The sequence below is a fragment of the uncultured Kordia sp. genome (genome assembly GCF_947496985.1).
GTDB lineage: Bacteria > Bacteroidota > Bacteroidia > Flavobacteriales > Flavobacteriaceae > Kordia.
Genome location: NZ_CANMEZ010000016.1, coordinates 20682 through 36070, shown reverse-complemented (window position 1 = coordinate 36070; position 15389 = coordinate 20682). Strand labels below are relative to the sequence as shown.

Genomic DNA, 15389 nt, shown 5'->3' with positions numbered 1-15389 from the left:
CGCTACACTCAGTCACATTTGTTGAGTGTTTTGGAAAGGTTTTTTACATATATACTTAGAAAGTAGTATATGCAGCGATTATTATTTGTAGTAAATATATACATGTCTGTTTTAAAAAAAAAGAAAAACAGTAAAAAATAATCGTTAAAAAATTTGTTGGAAGTATATATCCGACACTACTTGTTTAGTTATCAATTTACTATGCTATAAGTAGTATCGGATTTTATATTTACACTTGTATTTTAGATATTTTTAAGAATCTATTTTCATGATTCTAACAATACTCCTTTTTCATGTTTGTTAGCTTCTAAGTAGAATTGTTTTGCAACTGCCATATCAAATACTGCTAATCCCATTGGATTGAACATGATAATTCCTTCTTTGCTGAGTTCATCATTGAATAGATATTCTGCCATTGTAATAGTATCTTCTTTTTGAAGTCCTTGATTAAGATGCATCATTTCAATATCTGTTTCTTCTCTACATACCTCTTCCCAGTTGTCAACTATTACAACGTTTGTATCTTTCAGGAAAGAGTCTTTGTAATCTCGTAAAGAAACATTTAAATGTAATGAGTTTGGTTTTGGTTTCTCATCAATGTATGGAGATTTTGAAACTGTGCAAGTACAGAAGATATCAGCATCAACAAATGCTTCATTCCATGTAGTAGTAACTGTAACTTTATCTTTGAGTTCAGATGGAATACGATCTGCTACCTTTGGATTAAGATCATATAAAGAATATTTAGCAATTTTATCTCCAAATAAAGCTTCCATCATTTCTAAATGCATTTGCCCTATAGGTCCAAATCCAGTGATTCCAACTGTTATGTTCTCACTATTATTTGTTTTGATATATTTATCCATGATAGCGCCCGTAACACTTGCTGTACGTACTGCACTTACGTATGCTGAGTTTATGATCGCATATGGTATTCCTGTAGATTCTTCATTTAGAATAATAGTAGAATGTGCTCTTTTTATATTGTTTTCAATATTTTTTGGAAAACTAGCTATCCATTTGATACCAGCTACATCAATGTCGCCTCCAATGTAGGCAGGCATCGCTATAATTCTATTTCGTAAATCTTTGTATCGTAAATACGGTTTTATAGGTTGACAAAAATCGCCTTCATCGTATGTTTTAGATGCCTTGTAAATTTCTCCAATTAGTACTTCCCAATTTAATTTTATCGATCGTACGTCTGAATCTCCTAAGTATTTCACAATTTGTTTTTTTAAGTTTATGATAAGTATACGTTGTCCATGTACGATTTACCGTCATCAGGACTAATAATTAATGCTTTTTTGTTTGGATTTTCTTTTTTGTATTTTTTGGCAGCTGCATATACTGCTCCTGTAGAAGCGCCTCCAAATACCATTTCTTCATCGAGTAATTCTTTACATCCACTTATGATATCATCTTGACTTAAAATCATGACGGTATCAATTTTTGTGGTTTTAATATGAACAGAAGAAATACTGGATCCAATACCAGATAGTGTTCTTTTTTGTGCTTGGTTTTGAAAAACTAAAGACCCTTGTATGTCAACTGCGACAATGTTTATGTTTGGGAATTTTTCCCTTAGTTTTTTTGATAATCCCGTAACTGTTCCACCAGTACTAACTGCAACAAATAATGCATCTAATTTGTCAAAACTGTCGCATATTTCTTGTCCTAAACCACAATAGTAACTATCTGGATTGTTAGGGTTTGTATATTGATTTGGGTGAAAATGATTTGGATTACTTTCTTTGTATTTGTCTATAAATGCAATCCTATTTAAGAGATAACCTCCATGTTGATCTTTTTTATCAATGACAACAACTTCTGACGCGAATAAACGCATCATTCGTAGTTTTGCTTCAGGTGTATATTTATCTACAACCGCTATAAATTTGATTCCTAGGTATTTAGAAATCATTGATAATGCAATTCCGAAATTCCCTGAAGAAGACTCTATGATTGTATGATTTTCAGTGAGTTCGTTATTAATAATCGCATTTTTCAATATATGAAATGCTGGTCGTACTTTTATACTATTCGCAAACTGACAAGCTTCTTGTTTTATGTATAAGCCCTTGGTATTAATAAATTCTAACAACGGCGTATTCCCTATTTGCTTTTCAATTTGTTCTAGCTTCCCAAAAATATCATTTGGTGAAACTAATGATTCGTTTTGTTTGTTCATTTTAAGTTACAGGTGTAAATGGTGTAATTCTTTTTTTCACTGCTAAGGTTTCAGCAGTTTTTATCTTGTATTCAGTATTATGACATACTGATTACTCTTGATAAGGAAAAAATTTAATGAATGAATAGGCTTAGTGAATAGCCTGTAAGATTACTTGTTTTATAGTATAAATTGAGGGAAAGACTTTTATACTAAACTTTTTTAAACATTTGCAGATACTAACTGCTTTAAGCATATGTTCATAAATTCTTTTAACGGTTGGATATGAGTTTTTTCTTCATCCCATTTATTTTCAAAATCTTCTATGACATGATGAACATTTACAACTTCTCCATTTTTATATTCTCTAACGATTGGATGTAAAAACGCACTTTGATCTGCATTTGCAACGTCATCTCTATTTACACGTGTTACATTAAAAATATCAGGAGATTTTTCAAAAACTTCATGTCCATATTCTAAGGTTACTATAAAATAATGCTCTTTGTCTTTACAGTATGTATCCAATACATAATCAACAGGAATGTTATGAATGTAATCAGCTTTATCATTTTTTTTATCAATAACAATTGCATCACCGATGAAACCAAATTGTTGCCATAGAGCCGAAGTTCTGTTTACATTTCCTATGATTTCTTTTGTGATAGATTCTGGTGATAATTCTATTGATTCTGTTGGCCAGTTTACATTATGCTCATCCTTGTGTAACATATGGAATAAACATTTACTATTATATCTAAATCCGTGAATAAATCCAGAAGTTGATTTTTTAAAATCACGCATTTGCGTTACTGTTCCTGCAAAATACAGTCCGTTAACATTGGTAGATTCCCAATTTGATTGTTGGTTTGGAAACCTGTCCATAATTGTCATTTCTGGTTTTGCACTTTCATCAAACATAGAAGCATCAAATTGAAATCCTGCACATATAATGATTTCATCATATACTAGTTCTTCTATTTCATCATTTGCATGTCCATAATGTATTGTTACATTGTATTTACCATCTACTTCTTTTATTTCAGCAATATTTCCATCAATTACTGCATTTTGTGATTTTAATTGATATGTATCTAAGAAGTTATTGTTTACAGCTCGCAAGTGTCCTACAAAATGCGTTTTCCATGCTAATTTTAATGGTGTTGGACTACATACGTGAATTTTTGATGCAGTTGGCACTAAGTTATCTGCTGTTTCAAATCCTGAGTTTCCTTTTCCTATAATTAAAACACTTTTATTGATAAAGTCTTTTGGATCTACAGAGGTATCAACATATGTTTTACAGTTTTCAATTCCTTTTATTTTTGGAATAAAAGGCGTATTAACTCCTGTAGCCATTACTAATTTTTCACATGTGTAAACAGTTCCGTTTTCTGTTTCTATATGAAACATACCATCTTTGGAAATTTTTGAAACTTTTGCATCATAATCTACTTTTAAGTTATGTTTTGTTGTGTAATCTTTAAAGTAGTTTACAATATGATCTGCATCTGGAAAGTATTCATCTGTATAGTCTTTTAATAAAGGCGAATGTTCATCACTTAAAAGTGAATTCCAATCATATCGCATGTTTACTTCTTGATCATCAAAACCTGTGTATACTTTGTTTATTGAAATTAATTGCCTGTGTCGTGGAAAATACTCAAAAGTATGTCCTGCATTTTTAGCTTGCTCTAAGATTAGATAATCCATATTATTTTTTTCTAAATAATATGCCAATTGCAAACCACCAGGACCTGCTCCAATAATAATGATTTTCTTGTTCATAGTTTTTCGTTTTAGCTTTATAATAATTGGTTAATTTTTATTTCTGTTATTTGAATTTCTTCAATCTCCTTTGTAGATGCTATATGTGCTGCATATGCTGGATTGAAATTAATTTCTTGTAAAAACCATTCTTTGTTTTCAAATGTTCCATGTGTATTTTGAATGTTCACCTTGTCTAACTCAACAGTTATTCCTCTTCCATCAGCTTTTAATAGGCTTTCTTTTCCTGTCCAATATGAATAGAATTGTTGTAATGAATTATGAGCATTTATAACATTTGACCATTCTTTTTGAGAAAGTATGTGTTTGAAGTCTTTTAAATCAATATTTTTAATTTCTTCAATATCAACTCCAATAGCTTGTGTATTTGAGAAAGCACATACTACATACGTTCCTGAATGTGATATATTAAAGTCTGGTTTTTCATCTAAGTAAGGTCGATTATGAACAGTGTATTCTATCTCATTCAAATCGATTTCTTTATATCCTAAAGACTTCATTCCATACACTAACAATAATTTGCCTAACAGTTTTGACCATTGATCTTCTGTGCGTCGGTAACGTAGTATATCGTTTTGTAATGATTTTGGTATCTTTTTGAGATACGGAAAGAAGTCTTGAGTAAGATCTATTTTACACCAAAGGATATGGATCATTTTATGTAAATGTAGTTGTGATAACGTTTTTATTATTCAGCATGGACAGCTTCAAGCTTTCCTCCAATTTTGTATTCTAATGTTTTTTCGCCGTAAAGACGTTCAGCATCTACACCAATAGTTTTGCAATGTTCTAAAATTCTGTTCGATTCAATAATTGGGAATGATTCATCCGTATATTTTATAGAACTAATGTATTTTAACCAAGGTTCCATTCCCATCGCATAAATGAATACGTGTTTCGGACTGAAAATATCAATTAAAGATTTGCATTCATCATAGTCAGAACCAGATAATCTTCTAGTTTGATCTTTGTTTCTATCCATTGTGTTTGGAAGTAATGGTCCGTATAACCAAGATAATGGCGCTCCTTCACATTCCATTCCTGCAAATAATACATCTACATCTCCATACATTTCTTGTATTCTAGTATATAATTTTGGTTCTATATTACAAGAATCTGCTACGAATAACATTTTGTAATTATCTACAAAGTTTACCATATGACATAGCTTACTACGTACATCTAAATCTGAATGCTCACCTAAGAATGGAATTCCTGTAATAGTACAATCTTGGAAATGTAAGGTTTCTAATTCTCCAATTTCTATGATATTGTCAAACCCTATTTTTTCCAACATCAGTTTGATATTCGGATCTTGAAGTCCACCACCATTACTTTTTGGCACGATGATTTTTTTCACTTTGTGACGAATTCTTAATAGTGTTTCAAACAAAATATGATCCTGGTGATTGTGTGTAATTAATACGTAATCAATTTCTTCTGGTAAATCTGAATAGGTATATCTAGAAATATCTGATTCATATCCATAACTTATTACTGGATCTACTAATACGCTTGTATTTTTCGTTTCTGCCAGAATAGAAGCGTGACCAAAGTAACGTGTTAATACACCATCTCCGTTATATGGTTCATATTTTTTTGGAGCTTCTTTGGTGAAAAATGTTTTGAATACAGCTTCTTGTTCTTCTGTAATGTTAAATAATGCTTTTAATTCTCCATAAGCTCTTGGTGTACGTTCTGCTTTGAATAATTCATCTATTACAGTAGATCGTAATGGAATTTTAAAGTTCAGTACTTTAGGATCTGGTAATCTTGGTGTACTTAATACAAATGAACGAGAGTCATCGTCTTCTATACAAAATAGGTTTACAGATTGTATGGATTCATCATAAAATTTTGAAGCATATAGTAACGGTTCAAAGAAACGGAATGAAGGGTTGTTGTTAAGATCATAAATTAACTCTACCATACCTTTTAGACTCTCTGGTACTTTTTCATACAATGGTTCCATTGAATATCCTGTTGCTTCATTAGCTAACATTTCATTTAGTTCTGCAATGGCATCGCATAATTCTAGCTGAACTGCACAGTTTTTTATAGTACTGTCACGTAATTCTTGTATTTCATCAACACGTTTTCCATCATAGTCAATGAACGGTCCTCCCAACATTTTTGGTGTTTTTACTGCAGCTGCATGAATTCGCGGGTTTTGAATGTACGAATCGATGATTTTTAAATGTCTGTTTTTAATATTTAACGCTGCGGTAGCTGGGCTTATAAGATGCGACCATGCATACCAACCTTCAACTAAGGTTTCTACAGCCAAATTAGCAACAACATAAACTTCATCATGATCTTTGATTTCTTCCGATGTGTTTTTCATTTTATGTTAATTTAAATTATAATTTATTTTTTTGAAATGATTAATTCTACTATTTAAGGAGATTGTTTATTTTGATTTGAATTTCGGTTGCAAGTGCTTTTCCATTTTCACCTTGAAGCATTGTTTGATGATCTCCTTTTGCTTGAATAAGATGAACTTCTTGATTTAAGTGATCCCATCGTAAATATGCTGAGTCTTCGTTTTCAAGTTCTTTATTTTCACTTTTTATTAAAATCATATTTTTAATGTTTCCTGTTACAGTGTAATCAAGAGTTATATTGATGAGGAATAGTTTGAATATTCTTCCCATGTGATTAATATTACTAGGTAATTTTACATGATTGGTTTTCATATATTCCAGTATCGTTGCCCACGATTTGTTAGCATCGTCTACATCTAATTGAGTCGCTAAGTCTGTTTCCCAACCTTCATTTAGTTTGTGATCTTGAGTCGCCTGCTTGATTTCATCACTGATTCCTGCAATTGCTGTTGTTTTCACTTCCGTTTCCGACATAACTTCATCGTCTTTCACATATGCGCCTCTATCTAACAAGATTCCTAAAACTTCTTCTCCTTCATTTTCTAATTGTTTTGCCATTTCAAATACGACAAGTCCTCCAAAAGAATATCCTGCTAGAATGTATGGTCCTTTTGGCTGCACCACTTTGATTCGTTCTATGTTTTTAGCTGCTATTGCTTCCATATTAGTCAAAGCTTCTTCACCTTCAAAAATTCCTTCCATTTCTACTCCATAAATAGGCCTTTTATCACTGAATTGACCAGCGAAATTTTCCAAAACATAACTTGTTCCTCCAAGAGGTGGAATCATGAATATTGGCGTTTTATTTTCACCAGATTGAAATAATACTAAGTGATTATCTTCTTTCTCAAATAATTCTTTTTGGATTGAATGCAACGACACATCGTCTTCTGAGACATCTAATTTTTCTACATTAGTTATATTACTTTCTATATGTTGTGTAATTTTAGCAATGGTTTGATTACTAAAAAGATCTCCAACTGTATAATTATAGCCTAGCATTTTACTTTTACTAACTAACTGAATTGCTTTGATAGAATCTCCGCCTAGTTCAAAGAAATTATCATGAATTCCAACTTTCTCAACTTTGAGTAAATTTTCCCAAATAGTTGCCAATTCAATTTCAATTGGAGAACTTGGCACTTCATACTTTCCTCTTAGGTAATCTGTAGTTTCCAGAACTGGCAATGCTTTTTTGTCAATTTTACCATTTGTAGTTAATGGAAATACATCTAATTGCATATATAGTTTTGGAATCATATATTCTGGTAACTTTTTCGCCAATGTAGACTGAATTACTTTATTACCAATTTCTTTAGAGGCAGTTACATATGCTACTAACTGCTTTCCTCCTTTTTGATCATCAAAAGCTATTACTACTGATTCGGAAATTTCTGGAATTGCGTTAATTGTACTTTCTATTTCTCCCAGTTCTATACGATATCCTCTTACTTTTACTTGATTGTCAATTCGTCCTATATATTCAATGTTTCCATCTACTAATCGTTTTGCTAAATCACCTGTTTTGTATAATGTTTGTCCTTCGCTAAATGGATTTTTAATAAATTTGCCCTGTGTTAATTCTGGCATATTTATATATCCTTCAGAAAGCCCTTTTCCACTAATACACAACTCTCCAGCAATTCCAATTGGAACTAAATTCGTATTCTCATCAACTATATAAATTTCAGTATTTGCTATTGGAAGTCCAATTGTAATGTTTTCTGAAGTTATTACTTCATAAACCATACAACCAACTGTTGCTTCTGTAGGTCCATATTCATTGAAGATTTTTATATTCGGATTGATTTCTTTTAAAATCTCTACATGATTCGTTTTGAGTTCTTCTCCTCCAATTATTGCTATTGCCAACGTGTCACTTTTAATGCCTACTTCTTTGAGTAAACTTATATGTGAAGGCGTCATTTTTATACAGCATATACCACTTTCAATATAATCATGTAAGACTGTTAATGTATCTTTTGTTTCTTCAAATATTTCAATAGACCCGCCATTTGCAAGCGGTAAAAAGATACTAGTTATCGTTAGATCAAATGATGGAGAGGTAAATAATCCAAAATTAGCTTGACGTTCTTTTCCTATGTAATAATTACTTGCCCATTGTATATAATTCGCTAGCGACTCATGTTTGATTGGTGTTCCTTTTGGATTTCCTGTTGATCCTGAAGTGTAAATTATATAGGCTGTATCTTGTAATGAGACTTCATTTTTCAGTACTACATCAAACTTATCTAACTCAAAACCAACATCTAATGTGAGTAATGTTCCTTTATAATAATCCAATTCAAACATATAGTTTGTATCAGAAATCAATAAGTTAATTTCTGCATTTTCTAATATGTATTGTTTACGTGAAGCTGGATATTCTGTATCAATTGGAACATATACGCAACCTGTTTTTAAAATTCCCAATATTGTCAGAATATAATTTTCGCTTCTATCTAAATAAATTCCAATATGGTTTCCTTTTTCAACCTTATATTCAGATTGTAAACAATTTGCCAATTGACTCGACTGATTATCTAGTTCTTTGTACGTTAAGCTGAGTCCTTTTGACTTTACAGCAATTGCTTCTGGATTTTGATTTACTTGTTTTGTAAACAGTGTTAGTAATGTCTCTGCAGGATATTCTACTTCAGTTTTATTGTATTCTTTTTCTAATATTTGCAGTTCATTGTTAGCTACCATTTTTAAAGACCCAATAGATTTTTTCGGATTTTCAATTACTGATTGTAATAACTCTTCAAAATGCTTTGCCATTCTAGCAATCCTTTCTTCGTTGAATAAGGCTTTTGCATATGTTATAGAACATATAATACCATCATTCATTTCTTCTGCATTAAATGTTAAATCAAATTTAGCAGCCGTAAATTCTTGTGCTAACACTTCTAGCTTGCTTTCGCCTAAATTCATTCCTGTTACCTCTTCGTTGTTTTCCATTTCAAAAAGTGTTTGAAATAATGGAGTACGACTTTGATCTCTTTCTATTTTTAAGTGATCTACAATTCGCTCAAAAGGAATATCTTGATGTGCATAAGCATCTAAACAAGTTTCTTTTACTTGTTCTAGTAGTGATAAGAAAGATTCGTCACTTTCTAATTCGTCTCGAAGCACTAATGTATTTACGAAAAAGCCAATAAGTCCAGCTATTTCTATTTGTTCTCTATTTGCTATTGGTGTTCCTACACTTATATCTAAATTCCCTGTGTAACGATATAACAATACTTTATAAATACTTAATAAAGTCATAAATAACGTTGCATCATTCGCTTTTGATAGTTCTTGCAATTTTTGCTGTGCTGCTCCAGCAATTATAAAGTTAAATGTTCTTCCTTCTATCGATTGAATCGCTGGACGTACATAGTCCGTAGGTAATTCCAATGGTTTTGAACCTTCTAATTTCTCTTTCCAATAGGCCATTTTACTTTTCAGAACTTCTCCTGACAGGTATTCGCGCTGCCAAATACTGTAATCGGCATACTGTACTTGAAGTGGTTCTAAAGATGCTATTTCTCCTTTTAGAAGACTTTCATAATAGGATTCTAATTCATTTACAAAGATTGGAATTGACCAACCATCTGATGAAATATGATGCAATACAAAAATTAAAACATGATTAGCTTCATCTTCTTTTAATACTGTAACTCGCAACATATAATCATTGGCTAGATCAAATGCTTTGGTCGTTTCATTCTCTATAAAACTCGCAACATCTATTGGTAGTTCTGGAATGTAATTAACTTCAAAATTATCACTGGTAAGCAAATGCTGATATCCAATTCCTTCGTGTTCTTTGATAACAGTTCGCAATGATTCATGTCGATTCACTAAAGATTTTACAGCTTGTGATAGTATTGTTATGTCTAATTCGCCTTTGATTCGCATCACTCCAGGCATATGGTATGCTATACTACCTTGTAATTTATCTACAAACCATAAACGTTCTTGTGCAAAAGATAATGGAACATATTTTGGTCTCTCAGCTACAACTATTGGTGGCACTTCTATCGATTTTCCTTTTAAAATTGTCATTGCCATCTCAGCAAGAGTTGGTGCATCAAAAACATCTTTTACGTTGAAAGCTATTTTGAATTTAGATTGAACATGAGACACCAATCGAATGGCACGTACTGAATGTCCTCCTAGTTCAAAAAAGTTATCGTGAATTCCAATTTTTTCAATATTTAATAGTTCTTGCCATATGGTTACCAACTGAATTTCTTCTTCCGTTTCTGGTGCCACATAAATCGCCGTTGTATATGCTGAAGCATCTGGATTTGGTAAGCTTTTACGATCTATTTTTCCATTAGTAGTTAATGGAAATGATTCCAATTGCATATATAGTTTAGGAACCATATACTCTGGAAGTTTAGTAGCTAGTTTGGTTTGAAGTACTTTCGTATCCATTTCTAATTCTCCAGAAAAGTATGCTACTAATTGTGTATTTCCTGAGGTATCTTCTATGGCAAGTACTACAGACTGTTTAATTTCAATTAATTGATCTAAAACAGCTTCTATTTCTCCTAATTCAATACGATATCCTCTTATTTTTATTTGATGATCTTTTCTCCCTATGAATTCTATATTTCCGTCAGCTTTCCATTTTGCTAAATCGCCTGTTTTGTATAAGCGTTCTCCTTCTTTAAATGGATTTGAAATAAATTTTTCTGCAGTTAATTCTGGTTGGTTTAAATAACCTTTTGCCAATCCGTCTCCTGCTATACATAATTCTCCTATTACACCTTTTGGAACTATTTGTTCTTCTTGATCAAGAATATAAACTTGTGTATTTGAGATTGGTTTTCCTATTGATATATTATCAGCATTAATCAATTGATATTCACATGACCAAATGGTTGTCTCTGTTGGTCCATATAGATTCCATACTTCTGTTCCTTGTTCTAGTAAGTACTTGGCAACTTCTTTTGAAATAGGTTCTCCTCCAGATAATAAGGTAATATCTTTTTGATAATTCCATCCATATTCTTTCAGCATATGCCATCTCGATGGTGTTGCTTGTATACAAGTTGGATCAAATTCTACAATTAATTTACTTAACGCAGCTGGATCTTTCGTTGTGTTTGTAGAGGAAATCAATAATTCACCTCCACTTACAAGCGGATAGAAGAATTCTAATATGGAAATGTCAAAGGTAAATTCTGTAACACTGAGCAATTTTACTGAATCTCTATTTATTGTTGTTGCCATGCTTAAAATAAAATTAAGCAACGATTGATGTTCTATCATTACACCTTTTGGAGTTCCCGTACTACCTGAGGTATAGAAAATATATGCAAGTTGATTTGCGTCTACAGTTACTGAAAGTGGTTCTTTTGAAGATTCTGATATATTTGGAAGATCGTCTATGAAAACTGTTAATCGTTCTGATTTGACATCAGTGAATAATCCTGCAAATGCTCTTGTAGTAAGTATAATCTTAGCAGAAAGATCTTCTAACATAAAATCTATACGATCTTTAGGATATTTTGGATCAATTGGAATGTAAGTCCCTCCAGACTTTAAGATTCCTAAAATACTAATGATCATATTTAATGAACGCTCTAAACATATAGGAATAAGAGTTTCTTTTGTAACTCCTAACGCTATTAAATGATTACCTAATTGATTCGATAAATCATCTAATTCTTTATATGTCAACTGACTGTCTTCAAAAATAACTGCTATCGATTCTGGTGATTTTGAAACCTGTTCTTTAAAGTAATCTAAGACAGTTTTATCCTTGGGATATGCTACTGTTGTTTCATTGAAACCTTCTATTAATTGATACTGCTCTTCATTAGGTAGATAGTTTAATTCATTGACTTTTGTCACTCCACTTAAAAAGCTATTTAATAATTCTTCTAAATGACCTTGAATCATTCCAATTGTTTCATCTGAAATGACACCATCATTATATCCAAATCTAATAGTTATTCCTTCTGATGAAGGGATAATAAATAACGAGATTGTATAATTTGTACTTTCAATTCCTTTTGCATTTTCAATCATGAATTGAGCATTAGAACTTCCAGATTCTTCTGACGATATTTCTTCAGCTGGATAGTTTTCAAAAATCAACAAACTATCAAATAAAGTTCCTTTTATACTACTTTGTGATTCTATACTACTCAATGGTAAATACCCATATTCTTCTCTACCTGTTGTATGCCCTTTTTGAAGCTCTTGTAGCCAATCTACTATTTCAACACTTCCATCTATACTACTACATACTGGAATCGTATTGATGTATAACCCAACTTTTTTCTCTATATGTTCTTTTTCTGAGGCTCTTCCTGAGATTGTAGCTCCAAAAACAACATCTTCTTGGCCTGTATATTTTGATAGTAAATATGACCAAACTCCTTGTATTAAAGTATTTACTGTTATGTGGTGTTTTTCAGTAAATGACTGTATATCTTCTCGAAAGACAAATTCTTTTTCCTTATTACCAAAGATCTTATTACGTTTGGATACATCGTTTATAAACGGAAGGTATGTTGGTGAAGTAATGGATGATAGATAATCTCTCCAATATGCTAACCCTTCATTATTATTATTAGAAGAGATTTGGCGAATGTGAGCGCCGTAATTATCTAATGGTAAATCTGGTAATATATTTTCATTTTCTAATTTGAAATAACAAGACATAAAACTATGCATCAAATTTGATAATGACCATCCATCCCATAATATATGATGATTTGTAAAGACCATACGTGTACGACCTTCACCCATATTTATTAGTGTAACTCTAAATAATGGTGCTTTTTCTAATGCAAAACCTGCAGCCTTATCTTTTTCTAGAAATTCTTCCAATGAAATTGATAATTCTTCTTTTGAAAGTGTACTATAATCAATTTCTATTATTGGAGTTTTTACTGAACTATATACCGATTGTACTGGAAGTTCTAATCCTTCAGCAAAAATAGCAGTACGTAATATTGTATGTTTCTTTATAAGATATGCCCAGCTTTTGCTAAATAATTCTTTTGAAAAACTTCCGACTAAATCACATTGGAACTGTACAACATAGGCCCCAGAATCCTCACTTCCATATAAACTATGAAATAATAAACCTTCTTGTAATGGGCTTAGCGGATAGATGTCTATAATTTCTTCCTGACGATTCAAGCCCGATTTAAAATTTAATAGTTTTTTATTTGTTACACTTAATGGTAAACTATAGTCACTAGATGTTTTTATTTTATAATCGATGGTTTTACAATGCGATATAATGTCTTTTAAAGATTGAATGTACTTGTTTGCCAGCGCTTCTATGCTCTCTTTGTTATAACGTTTACTATCATAACTCCAATCCAGTTGTAAACACCCATTTACAATCATACTATTAACAGACATTTTATGCGAATAAGCATTCTCTATACTTGTGGTTTCACCTGCTGATTCACTTGCAAAACTGATAAGACCATCTTCTTCTTTTGAAACACTATTATCAAAACTTCCTAAATAGTTAAAAACAATTTCCTGATAATCTCTATCTAATGTTTCTTGAACTTCTTCTTTTCCTAAATAACGAAGTACATTGTAACCAATTCCTTTGTTAGGAATTCCCCTAAGCATATCCTTAACATCTGCAATAAGTAATCCTAGTTCTTCTTTTCCTCTGATATCTAAACATATTGGATAAACTGTAGTAAACCAACCCAAGGTTCTATTGAGATCTATTCCTTCAAAAAGATCTTCTCGTCCATGTCCTTCTAATCCAATAACCATTTTTTCTGTGTCCGACCAACCATTTAATGCAATTGATAACCCACTTAATAAGATATCATTGATTTCTGTTCCATATACACCATGAATATCTTTTATTAAAGACTCGGTTGTTTCTGTATCTAGACTTACGTTGTAACTGATTACTTCTTTAAAAGAAATGGATTCATCATACTCTATATCTACTGGTAATGGAGTATAACTGGCTAGTACTTTCTTCCAATATTTATATTCTTCTTTTAATACTAACGAGTCTGCATAGTCATTTAATCTATTTGTCCATTGTCGATATGATGTTCCTTTTTCTGGTAAAACGGCTTGCTTTCCTTCATTAAAACCTTCAAGAATGTTGGTCAAATCTTCTAACAAGATTCGCCACGAAACTCCATCTATTCCTAAATGATGTACTCCTATAAATAATCGGTTTTCTTTTTCTTCATCGGAAGTTTTAATCCACACAAAACGTGTTAAGTCTCCTTTTAAAATATCTAAATCGACTTGATACTTATTACAAATGCTTGTAACCTCTTCTAATGAATTTACTTCCTCTGTAATTAGTTTTTGTTTTTCATAAACACCATAACTCTGTACAGGGTATTTAGCTCCTTCCTTGTAAGTATATTGTAAACGTAACACGTCATGATGTGCAACTAGTTTTGCTATAGCCTCGCTTAATACTTCTTCTGTAATTGATTTAGAAATTCCAAGTAATACAGATTGATTGTAATGATTATACGCTTTATAGTTTGTATCAAAAAATTGTTTTTGAATTGGATGTAATACTAGTTCGCCTTCTAAAATACCTTCCTCTTGAATGATTTCACTTGCTTCTCTTAGATGCGACGCTATCTCTGAAATTGTTTGATGGCTAAATATATCTTTTACCAGATAGTGAATGCCTAAAGATTTACTACGACTTACAAGTTGAATTGCCTTGATTGAATCTCCTCCTAATTCAAAAAAGTTGTCTGTAACTCCTATTTGTTCTATTCCTAATAACTCTTGCCAAACATCTACTAATTGCTCTTCTATATGGTTTGATGGCGCTACATAAACTCCGGTTTGATATACACTATCATCAACTGCTGGCAATGCTTTTTTGTCAATTTTACCATTGGCTGTAAGCGGAAAAGATTCTAATTGCATATATAACCTTGGCACCATATAATCAGGTAACTTAGCCGCTAATTCTTTCTGAAGAATCTTATTATCAATCTCCGATTCTGATATAACATATGCAACCAATTGTTTGTTGCCAGAATCGCCTTCCTTCACCATAATCACAGATTGACTAA

6 protein-coding genes (1 of these 6 only partly in view) are annotated in these 15389 nt (G+C 31.7%); all 6 read right to left on the bottom strand.

Annotated elements, in window-relative coordinates; translation table 11 throughout:
- Window positions 1-266: 266 nt before the first annotated feature.
- A complete protein-coding gene (locus tag Q0828_RS23910; protein ID WP_298427798.1) occupies window positions 267-1226 on the bottom strand; it encodes a 2,3-diaminopropionate biosynthesis protein SbnB in 960 nt (319 codons plus the stop codon).
- Between the two features lie 17 nt (window positions 1227-1243).
- Complete coding sequence (locus Q0828_RS23905) at window positions 1244-2191, bottom strand: pyridoxal-phosphate dependent enzyme (protein ID WP_298427796.1); 948 nt, start codon at window positions 2189-2191, stop codon at window positions 1244-1246.
- 201 nt (window positions 2192-2392) lie between these two features.
- Window positions 2393-3958, bottom strand: a complete 1566-nt coding sequence (locus tag Q0828_RS23900; protein ID WP_298427794.1) for an NAD(P)-binding domain-containing protein — start codon at window positions 3956-3958, stop codon at window positions 2393-2395.
- Between the two features lie 17 nt (window positions 3959-3975).
- Window positions 3976-4614 carry a 4'-phosphopantetheinyl transferase superfamily protein gene (locus Q0828_RS23895; RefSeq protein WP_298427791.1) on the bottom strand — a complete coding sequence of 213 codons (639 nt, stop codon included), beginning with the start codon at window positions 4612-4614 and terminating at the stop codon, window positions 3976-3978.
- Window positions 4615-4646: 32 nt separating this feature from the next.
- Window positions 4647-6302 carry an MBL fold metallo-hydrolase gene (locus Q0828_RS23890; protein WP_298427789.1) on the bottom strand — a complete coding sequence of 552 codons (1656 nt, stop codon included), beginning with the start codon at window positions 6300-6302 and terminating at the stop codon, window positions 4647-4649.
- A gap of 49 nt (window positions 6303-6351) precedes the next feature.
- Window positions 6352-15389 carry the end of a non-ribosomal peptide synthase/polyketide synthase gene (locus tag Q0828_RS23885; RefSeq protein ID WP_298427787.1) on the bottom strand. It continues 15541 nt past the right edge of the window, so the window shows 9038 of its 24579 coding nt (coding positions 15542-24579); the start codon falls outside the window, past its right edge — the gene reads right to left on this strand; its stop codon occupies window positions 6352-6354.

What these genes read in the sequence shown, in the direction of transcription:
- Q0828_RS23905 (WP_298427796.1), bottom strand. Translation starts at nt 2,191, where the DNA reads ATGAACAAACAAAACGAATCATTAGTTTCACCAAATGATATTTTTGGG.
- Q0828_RS23900 (WP_298427794.1), bottom strand. Translation starts at nt 3,958, where the DNA reads ATGAACAAGAAAATCATTATTATTGGAGCAGGTCCTGGTGGTTTGCAA.
- Q0828_RS23895 (WP_298427791.1), bottom strand. Translation starts at nt 4,614, where the DNA reads ATGATCCATATCCTTTGGTGTAAAATAGATCTTACTCAAGACTTCTTT.
- Q0828_RS23890 (WP_298427789.1), bottom strand. Translation starts at nt 6,302, where the DNA reads ATGAAAAACACATCGGAAGAAATCAAAGATCATGATGAAGTTTATGTT.